The following is a 7,411-nucleotide window of genomic DNA, read 5'->3' as shown; positions in this document are numbered from 1 at the left end:
CGGTTAAAATATATGACAAAATCCATTTGCAAACAAAAATATATTCAAATCTTGCATATAAAAGCAAAATAATATTAATATTATTGGTATATATTAATGAAGGTCTGGTTGTTAGTTTTGAACGCACATTGGAGATTCTAATGTATTTCACATATATGAAAATAAAAACAGCTTTATTGACTTTATGCCTAACTACAGCCTTTAATATTCAGGCTGGGCCAGCACTGAATAGTTGTAAATCATTGCATTTGAACAACTGCCCTGCCTCTGTTGACAGCAAACTGCCTGATGTAAAAAACATGCTCACTTGGAATCAGCAACAGCGTACCATTGGTTTCCGTAATGACTACCGCTCCTATGACGGCGATGTTTTTCATGCAGCCAATGGCCAACCGCTACCACGTGCCCTGCAGAACCTTTCTAAAGTGGGTTATCAGTTACATGGGCGGTCATATCAACTGAAAGACTATTTGAAGCGTAATAATGTCACTGGAATGATGGTAATCAAAGATGGCAAGGTTGTATGGGATTACTATGCCAATGGTAATAATTCCACTACATTGTGGACATCACGTTCTGTAGGTAAATCCATTGTTTCCACACTGGTGGGTGTAGCTCTGAAAGAAGGCAAAATTAAATCACTGGATGACAAAGTAGTGAAATACAATCCCGATGTACGTGGTACTGCATGGGAGCACGTTACTGTTCGTCAGTTGTTGCAGCATACTTCAGGTGTAAACTGGAATGAAGATTACACCAATCCGCAATCGGACTTCTCTCAGCTTACCCAGTGTGAGGCACATCCAAATACTTATGCCTGTGTTAACAGTCTGGTAAAAGATCCAAAACGCAAAGCTTATGCCAAACCGGGTAAAGCCTGGTCATATTCTTCCGGTGGAGCCTGGTTACTGGGCGATACGCTAGAAAAAGCCACTGGAGAAAGTATCGCCAAATATCTTCAGGATAAAATCTGGCAACCTTATGGGATGAGCCGCGATGGTGTATGGCACAGCTACGCTGTGGGCAAACATGATGTAGGTGCTCATGGCTTTAATGCCACACTGGAAGACTGGGGTAAATTTGGCCTGTTTGTTATGAATAACGGTACACTGCCCAATGGCCAGCAGACTCTGCCGAAAAACTGGGTGAAAGATGCACGTAACTGGAATAAGGCGAAAAATTCTGTCAGTAAATTGCATCCGGAAGGTACATACGGTTATGAATGGTGGAATAACAGTGTTCCAGCCACGGCTACCGATGTTGCCCCCACAACAGGTTTGAGCTATCAGGACAGTATGTGGGCTTTAGGTATCTACGGACAGATTATTATGGTTAATCAGGCACAGAAACTGGTTATTGTACAATGGTCAATCTGGCCTAAAGCAGAGCCATCCATGCTGGAGCAACCACTGGAAGCCTCACTGATGTTTAATGCTATTGCCAACAAGCTGGCTTTATAACTGCTATTATTCAGCTTAATGTAATCTGCACCAGATAACTGTCAGGCAGTTTCTGGTGCTTTTTTATTCACCACATAACTTAATAGCAAATACTGATTATGGCAGAAGAGATTGAACGCAAATTTCTGGTAAAAGGCAATGGCTGGCGGGGCTTGGCACCTGCGATACATTTTTGCCAAGGCTATCTGTCCACCATCAAGGAGCGCACGGTACGTATTCGCATCTGTGGCACTCAAGCTTGGCTAACCATCAAAAGTACTAATCGGGGCATTACGCGCACCGAATTTGAATACCCAATACCTGCTGAAGACGCTCGGCATATGCTCAGTGATATGGCCGAACAGCCAATAATTGAGAAATACCGTTATCGCATACCATTGAATGGTCTGGTGTGGGAAGTTGATGAATTTTTAGGCGCTAATCAGGGGCTGATTGTGGCTGAGGTCGAATTAAATCATGCTAATCAGCAAATTGTCTTACCAGACTGGATTGGACAGGAAGTATCGGATGACCCACGCTATTACAATAGCAATCTGGTCAGTCTGCCGTTTACCTTATGGTAAATACCCAAGATTCCATAATGTGCGACAAGCTGACCAGACAGGCAACAATTTATACTTCGCCCAATAACTGTTCTCGAGTTAGCAGGAACACAAAACCATCACCGCCACTGGTGGACATCCACGTAAATGGTAGCTCGGGAAATGCCTGCTCCAGCACTTCGCGGTTATGGCCGATTTCAACCAGTAATACACCATTCGGATTCAGATATTTGGCTGCCTGCTGGATAATCTGTCTGGTAGCATCCAGCCCATCAATCCCACTGCCTAGCGACAGCTCCGGTTCATGCAGGTATTCATCCGGTAATTGCGCAACGGATTCAGCATCTACATAAGGAGGATTAGATACGATTAAATCATAGGTAGTATCGATACCTGTAAATAAATCGGTGTGAATCAGATTAATGCGTTCCTGCAAACCATAGGACTCAATATTGATACCAGCTACTTCAAGTGCATCCAGACTAATATCAACAGCGTCAATTAGCGCATCCGGATAACAGTGTGCCAACTGGATAGCCAGCGCACCACTGCCTGTACACAAATCCAGCGCCCTGTGTACCAGCTCGTCATATTCAATCCACGGCTGAAGCGATTCGCCCAAAAGCTCATAAATGAATGAACGCGGCACAATCACCCGCTCATCCACATAAAATTCATATTCCCCCTGCCAGGCCTGATTGGTCAGATAGGCAACTGGAATCCGCTCGCTGATACGGCGCTGTACCAGTTGCAGCAAGGCTGATTTTTCTGTTTCCAGCAGGCGTGCATCTAAAAATGGTTCCAGCGTATCCAGCGGTAAATGTAAGGTATGCAGAATCAGATAGGCTGCTTCATCATAGGCACTATCATTACCATGGCCATAAAACAGCCCTGCTTCTTCAAACTGGCTTACTGTAAAACGTAAAAAATCACGTACACTATGCAATTGCTGCGCTGCTGCTTCAAATGCAGAAAATAAACCCTTATAAGACGGTGTTTTGCGACTGTTTTCCATTCCGCAAATATCCCTAAATAGCTCTAAAAAAGCTATTGTAAATCAAATACCGATTTTTTTCTGCGGAATAGCTTTATTTATCTATCATTGTAAATTAGGCTTGATTTGAAGCATCATTACTCAGTTGTTGCGATCTCCGCAACAACTGAATTTACATCCCTTTCACGTAAGTCCAAAAACGGGCGCACGCAAATATATTTCAGTTGTGGTGATCTCCCCAACAACTGAATTTCTATCCCATACAATATCAACCCCAAAATGGTTAGTTGTAGTTGTGTGTATGAGCATAGGTTTGGGTACCATCTTAAATATATAATTATCAAATGGTTATGATAAAATATGAACGATTTGGGTACCAGGTAATACATTTCAACCGTGGTGATCTCCACCACGGTTAATCTTTTATTTACGCGATTTACTGAATAGCATTTACTAGCGCGCTATGCCGCCTTGCGCAGTCGTTATACTTCCCTACTACCCCAACTGCCCACGGCAAGATGTCTGCGCCTGTAGCACCGTTTAACTGGCTTAATGCAGGGCATGGCTCTGTAAGGTTAGCTGGAATGCTAGCGACTGCTGACTGCTTCGTTGATGATGCGCACCCCTGAAGCATCCAGACACACATTAGTGTACACAGGAACTTTAACAATCTTTGTAACTTGTGCTTGTCGTTCATCTTGTTTTACCTCACTCTTCGCTTTCTGTTTCTCATATTCTTGGCTGGCTTTGTTAGCCGCCTCCTGTTGTTTGGCCAAAGCTTCCTGATACTGGTGCTGAACTTCTTCCGCACCCTTGCTATAGCCTTTCTGGTACTGCTTGCTGCCGTAGCTAAGCACTGCAAACAGCACCATCAAAACAAGCAAAGCCCAAGCGCCTACTGCTGGGTAATTAATGTTTTTCATTACAACACCTCAAAGTGTGGTAAATCTTTGGTTTTCTGCCAGTTGCCGCCCCAATTGATTTTTACACCCAATTCTGCCGCTGCCTGTTTCATAGCTGCCGCAATAGCTTCGAATTTTTTAGGGTCAGAATCTTTCATATTTATTGGATAAGGGTAAATATCAACAGCGCGGCCGGTTGCATGTTTGCTGGCCAATGGCGTGCTAACCCATGTAACCTTTTTTTCGTTGGGTCGGGCGTATTTAGGGTCGATGCCTTTTTTGATGCACTCACTGGCCGTACGGCCTTTGCCATAATTGATTGAACATTGTTCTTTACTGCGTTTACCCTCAACAACAGTAAAATCCTGCGTAGAAATCTGAATAGCTCGCTCAACCACCTTAACCAGATTAGGATTAACACCCTGTAGATTGTTTAAAGAACGTTTGCCTAATTTGTACATATCAAAACCTTTCATGCATAAAAAAAGCAGCCGAAATGGCTGCCTCGTCGTTTGTTATAAAAATCACCACCATTTAATCGCGCTGATCATTTCAGGCAGTCGCCATGCCAAAATGAGCAACAGTAGAATCAGTGCTGCCGTCCACATCTTTTTACGCAACTCTTTTGGTGTAAAATTAATAGTTTCCATAAAATCTCCTAGATACTTAAACGTAAATCGTTTATCATTAGCTATGTTGTTTAAAGCCTCGTTTGAATAACGAATGCCCCCAAGGAGTGCGAATCCTTGAGGGCAATTTTTTTGTGTTAAAAAAGCCAGCATTAGGCTGGCTTGAATCTGTTACAGATTCAAATTATTTAGATTTGGATTTAATGGCTTTCCCTGTTATGAATATAGTTACGATAGCAACTAGAGAGGCTCCCATTATTGATGCACCTAGTGCTGGCGAACCAGTCCATATAAGCAGGAAAGATAATATGAAAAACAATAAAACCGTAACGAAAGCAATCCACTGTCCTCTTTGTTGCAGTTGAAGAGATTTATTTATGTAATTGATATCGCATTCTGTCTTATGCCGGTCTAATTCAATCCTTGCCGACTGCTCCCTTTCGACACTCTGCATTATCCGATCCGCGCCATTAGGTATAAGCTGATTATATATAGCCAAATCTTCAGGACTGGGAAGTGGCCCTGAATGAAATCTAGCAATTATCTTACTTACAAGTTGAGGATTTTCTTCCAGTTTATCAAGTATATCTAATTCCTCTAGTTGACATATCTCTTTCTCAGTATTTTGAGATTGAGGGCATGGCGCCTTTGTTTCTTCGCTATCACGGCGTTGATTATCGTTCATTATCTTTGTCTTTAATTTTTCTTATAGCCTGCTGAAAATCACCACCAATTTTTTTCATATCCCCTTGGAGAGCCAAAACATCCAGAATCTGACCATTTTCAATAGATGCTTGAAAAGGCAATTTACTTATTGTGTTCTGAGGAAATAAATCAAAGGCGGAACTCATTCCGACAATAAAAGATTTACTGATTACCTTCATATCCGTCTCCATACTTAGTTACATGGATTTTATTATTTTTTTCAATTTAAATAATGAGCACCAAGTTTACTTACCTCGGCAATATTATTCAGTTACTTCCATTTAGGTATGTTAATCATTACCATCCCACCCAACATGATAAATACGTTTCATGAGTGCCTTTTAAGTTAGTTTGTTTAAAATTTTTACTAATAGTTACTTTTAATTATGGCATATAATATTAAGAAATCAAGTTTTTTATCTAAAAGACCTAATAAAATAGTACCTTACTACAAATTAGTTATTAGCTGGCTTGAATTTGAAACATAATCAAATAATAAATTTGTAGCTTTTAATCGGACTAGGAGGGAAATCTCTTAGGGCTAGGCTGAAATCTACTGCGGGCGTCTATTTATCGCTGTAATGTCCTTTGCATTGGATAATCTGGCAACGATTATCGACTATTCTGTAGACAATTCTGTTTTTGTCATCTATACGTCTACTCCAAAAGCCTGACAGGTTTTCTTTAAGGGCTTCTGGCTTGCCTAGACCCTCAAAAGGGTTACGAGCTATATCATTCAAAAGTGTATTAATTTTTTTTACAGTCTTACGATCTTGGGTTTGCCAATATGTATATTCCATCCAGCTTTGCGGTGTGAAGTCAAAATTCATTCTGCAATTCGTCCAGTGTTTTGCTAACCACCTCGCCCGCGTTGAGTTGCGCAATAGAAACTTTTAATGCTTCCTGATTTTTGGGACTATAAAATGGGTCTAAGTCGGGTCGGAATGGAAAACCTCTGTCATTAACCATTTGTTTTAAAAAAACTCTAACAGCGGTCGTTAAATCCATACCCAAATCATTAGCAATCTGCTGCGCCTCGTCTCTCAACTTATCATCTATGCGAATTTGTAAATTTGCCATATACAACACCTTTTAAAATCATTGTCTGTTCATTTATATTTCATTACTACTGTAATGATGTTTTAAAAATTTTGCAATAGAAATGAATGTGAAACAAAGTTTTGCAGTTGTAGTTTCCAATCCCATCCTAGAAATCTAATCTTAAAATTTGCTCTGTGTTTCAGATTAAGCCAGCACTAAGCTGGCTTGAAACGGTTACATAATGATAAAGGGAACGCAACAGACACCCTATTTCTGTCCATCATCAGTATCACCAATCATCTTCTCTGCCCTGTTACAAACCGCATTAATCAGCTTTTGTGCCATCTTTGGTGCTGTGGCCTTGAACGCATCCAGTAGAGATGTGGAAGCCATACCGGCAAATACACCAGCACCGGCAAATAGCCACGGGTGGTTCTGCGTGAAGAAATATTCCGTTAATGCTGCCGCAAAAACCATGCCTATGATGATGAACGTAACGGTTAGTACTGTCCCATAGCGTTTGTAATCAGACACCACCAGCGCGCCTAGAAAGCCGCCAGCAAGGGCAAAGCAATTGGCTAGTGTGAAAGCCTCGTCCATTATTCACCGCCTTTTTTGTCTTCTACCCGTTTGGTGTGTTTGATTAGATTCCTGCCGGCAAGGGCGCAGATGATGGCAATAATGGGATAGGTGGTCATGCCTGTAGACAAAGGCGGGTATGCTGCGATAAATGCCCCGGATATAACAACCCAGATTAATGCCGACCAGATCAGGAAACAGCCAGATAGGATATTGCTGCGGCTGGAATGAAAAAAGGCAGCAAATAGCTGCCCTGCTGCCACAAATACCAAGATGGCCACGAATATCTTAGGATGAAGATGTAGGAATTTTTCATATAAATCCTCTTTAATCATCTCCTCGCCATGCAGTGCAAATACAAGGGCAAACCCCAGCATGGCAAACCCGCTTAGTACCTCAATTATTCGTGTGCCGGTACCAAATAACCAATCTTGGAATTTATCCGGTAAAAAGCGTAAATCAAGCAACCAGTGTAACCATTTAAATGCTTTAAGCATGGTGAATTTACTCCATAAAAATACCGCCAGTAGGCGGTTAGTCGTTTAATAAAAAAGCCAGC

At 41.6% G+C, this 7,411-nt stretch carries 13 protein-coding genes; 2 read left to right on the top strand and 11 right to left on the bottom strand.

The genetic code is table 11. The annotated features are described in order from the left end of the window. The first annotated feature begins 155 nt into the window (after positions 1-155). Together BGI33_RS02800 and BGI33_RS02795 are read left to right on the top strand one after the other, a co-directional pair. Positions 156-1,460: a serine hydrolase domain-containing protein gene (locus BGI33_RS02800; protein ID WP_100089872.1), complete on the top strand. Its 1,305-nt coding sequence runs from the start codon at positions 156-158 to the stop codon at positions 1,458-1,460. A gap of 98 nt (positions 1,461-1,558) precedes the next feature. Continuing rightward, positions 1,559-2,023: a CYTH domain-containing protein gene (locus tag BGI33_RS02795; protein ID WP_100089871.1), complete on the top strand. Its 465-nt coding sequence runs from the start codon at positions 1,559-1,561 to the stop codon at positions 2,021-2,023. A 49-nt stretch (positions 2,024-2,072) separates the two neighbouring features. On the opposite strand, the gene prmB is transcribed toward BGI33_RS02795, so the two are convergent. From prmB to BGI33_RS02740, 11 genes are all read right to left on the bottom strand, one after another. Beyond that, positions 2,073-3,017, bottom strand: a complete 945-nt coding sequence (gene prmB, locus BGI33_RS02790; RefSeq protein WP_100089870.1) for a 50S ribosomal protein L3 N(5)-glutamine methyltransferase — start codon at positions 3,015-3,017, stop codon at positions 2,073-2,075. Between the two features lie 415 nt (positions 3,018-3,432). After that, a complete protein-coding gene (lysC, locus tag BGI33_RS14330; protein ID WP_100089869.1) occupies positions 3,433-3,630 on the bottom strand; it encodes an Rz1-like lysis system protein LysC in 198 nt (65 codons plus the stop codon). Next, positions 3,584-3,919 carry a hypothetical protein gene (locus BGI33_RS02780; protein ID WP_100089868.1) on the bottom strand — a complete coding sequence of 112 codons (336 nt, stop codon included), beginning with the start codon at positions 3,917-3,919 and terminating at the stop codon, positions 3,584-3,586. Before BGI33_RS02780 ends, lysC begins: the two co-directional genes overlap by 47 nt. Continuing rightward, positions 3,919-4,359 carry a M15 family metallopeptidase gene (locus BGI33_RS02775; RefSeq protein WP_202984294.1) on the bottom strand — a complete coding sequence of 147 codons (441 nt, stop codon included), beginning with the start codon at positions 4,357-4,359 and terminating at the stop codon, positions 3,919-3,921. Before BGI33_RS02775 ends, BGI33_RS02780 begins: the two co-directional genes overlap by 1 nt. A 63-nt stretch (positions 4,360-4,422) precedes the next feature. Beyond that, positions 4,423-4,680, bottom strand: a complete 258-nt coding sequence (locus BGI33_RS02770) for a hypothetical protein (RefSeq protein WP_100089866.1) — start codon at positions 4,678-4,680, stop codon at positions 4,423-4,425. A 31-nt stretch (positions 4,681-4,711) separates the two neighbouring features. Then, positions 4,712-5,212 (bottom strand): DUF2335 domain-containing protein, encoded by a 501-nt coding sequence (locus BGI33_RS02765; RefSeq protein WP_100089865.1) that lies wholly within the window; start codon positions 5,210-5,212, stop codon positions 4,712-4,714. After that, positions 5,202-5,411, bottom strand: coding sequence for a hypothetical protein (locus BGI33_RS02760; RefSeq protein WP_100089864.1), 210 nt, complete (start codon positions 5,409-5,411; stop codon positions 5,202-5,204). Before BGI33_RS02760 ends, BGI33_RS02765 begins: the two co-directional genes overlap by 11 nt. Positions 5,412-5,798: 387 nt before the next feature. Beyond that, positions 5,799-6,062 carry a Txe/YoeB family addiction module toxin gene (locus tag BGI33_RS02755; protein ID WP_100089863.1) on the bottom strand — a complete coding sequence of 88 codons (264 nt, stop codon included), beginning with the start codon at positions 6,060-6,062 and terminating at the stop codon, positions 5,799-5,801. Continuing rightward, positions 6,052-6,312: a type II toxin-antitoxin system RelB/DinJ family antitoxin gene (locus BGI33_RS02750; protein WP_100089862.1), complete on the bottom strand. Its 261-nt coding sequence runs from the start codon at positions 6,310-6,312 to the stop codon at positions 6,052-6,054. Before BGI33_RS02750 ends, BGI33_RS02755 begins: the two co-directional genes overlap by 11 nt. Before the next feature lie 228 nt (positions 6,313-6,540). Beyond that, positions 6,541-6,873: a hypothetical protein gene (locus tag BGI33_RS02745; RefSeq protein WP_100089861.1), complete on the bottom strand. Its 333-nt coding sequence runs from the start codon at positions 6,871-6,873 to the stop codon at positions 6,541-6,543. Further along, the gene (locus BGI33_RS02740; RefSeq protein ID WP_100089854.1) at positions 6,873-7,349 is read right to left on the bottom strand and encodes a hypothetical protein; all 477 of its coding nucleotides are present in this window, start codon (positions 7,347-7,349) and stop codon (positions 6,873-6,875) included. Before BGI33_RS02740 ends, BGI33_RS02745 begins: the two co-directional genes overlap by 1 nt. Between the last annotated feature and the right edge of the window lie 62 nt (positions 7,350-7,411).

It is taken from the genome of Snodgrassella alvi, from assembly GCF_002777425.1.
Taxonomy (GTDB): domain Bacteria; phylum Pseudomonadota; class Gammaproteobacteria; order Burkholderiales; family Neisseriaceae; genus Snodgrassella; species Snodgrassella alvi_B.
Note: the sequence above shows the minus strand (reverse complement) of the source record. Positions and strands in the feature narration are given on the sequence as shown.

Excerpts from the sequence above, each read along its gene's own strand:
- BGI33_RS02800 (WP_100089872.1), top strand. The coding sequence starts at position 156 with ATGAAAATAAAAACAGCTTTATTGACTTTATGCCTAACTACAGCCTTT.
- BGI33_RS02795 (WP_100089871.1), top strand. The coding sequence starts at position 1,559 with ATGGCAGAAGAGATTGAACGCAAATTTCTGGTAAAAGGCAATGGCTGG.
- prmB (WP_100089870.1), bottom strand. The coding sequence starts at position 3,017 with ATGGAAAACAGTCGCAAAACACCGTCTTATAAGGGTTTATTTTCTGCA.
- lysC (WP_100089869.1), bottom strand. The coding sequence starts at position 3,630 with ATGCTTCAGGGGTGCGCATCATCAACGAAGCAGTCAGCAGTCGCTAGC.
- BGI33_RS02780 (WP_100089868.1), bottom strand. The coding sequence starts at position 3,919 with ATGAAAAACATTAATTACCCAGCAGTAGGCGCTTGGGCTTTGCTTGTT.
- BGI33_RS02775 (WP_202984294.1), bottom strand. The coding sequence starts at position 4,359 with ATGTACAAATTAGGCAAACGTTCTTTAAACAATCTACAGGGTGTTAAT.
- BGI33_RS02770 (WP_100089866.1), bottom strand. The coding sequence starts at position 4,680 with ATGCTGGCTTTTTTAACACAAAAAAATTGCCCTCAAGGATTCGCACTC.
- BGI33_RS02765 (WP_100089865.1), bottom strand. The coding sequence starts at position 5,212 with ATGAACGATAATCAACGCCGTGATAGCGAAGAAACAAAGGCGCCATGC.
- BGI33_RS02760 (WP_100089864.1), bottom strand. The coding sequence starts at position 5,411 with ATGAAGGTAATCAGTAAATCTTTTATTGTCGGAATGAGTTCCGCCTTT.
- BGI33_RS02755 (WP_100089863.1), bottom strand. The coding sequence starts at position 6,062 with ATGAATTTTGACTTCACACCGCAAAGCTGGATGGAATATACATATTGG.
- BGI33_RS02750 (WP_100089862.1), bottom strand. The coding sequence starts at position 6,312 with ATGGCAAATTTACAAATTCGCATAGATGATAAGTTGAGAGACGAGGCG.
- BGI33_RS02745 (WP_100089861.1), bottom strand. The coding sequence starts at position 6,873 with ATGGACGAGGCTTTCACACTAGCCAATTGCTTTGCCCTTGCTGGCGGC.
- BGI33_RS02740 (WP_100089854.1), bottom strand. The coding sequence starts at position 7,349 with ATGCTTAAAGCATTTAAATGGTTACACTGGTTGCTTGATTTACGCTTT.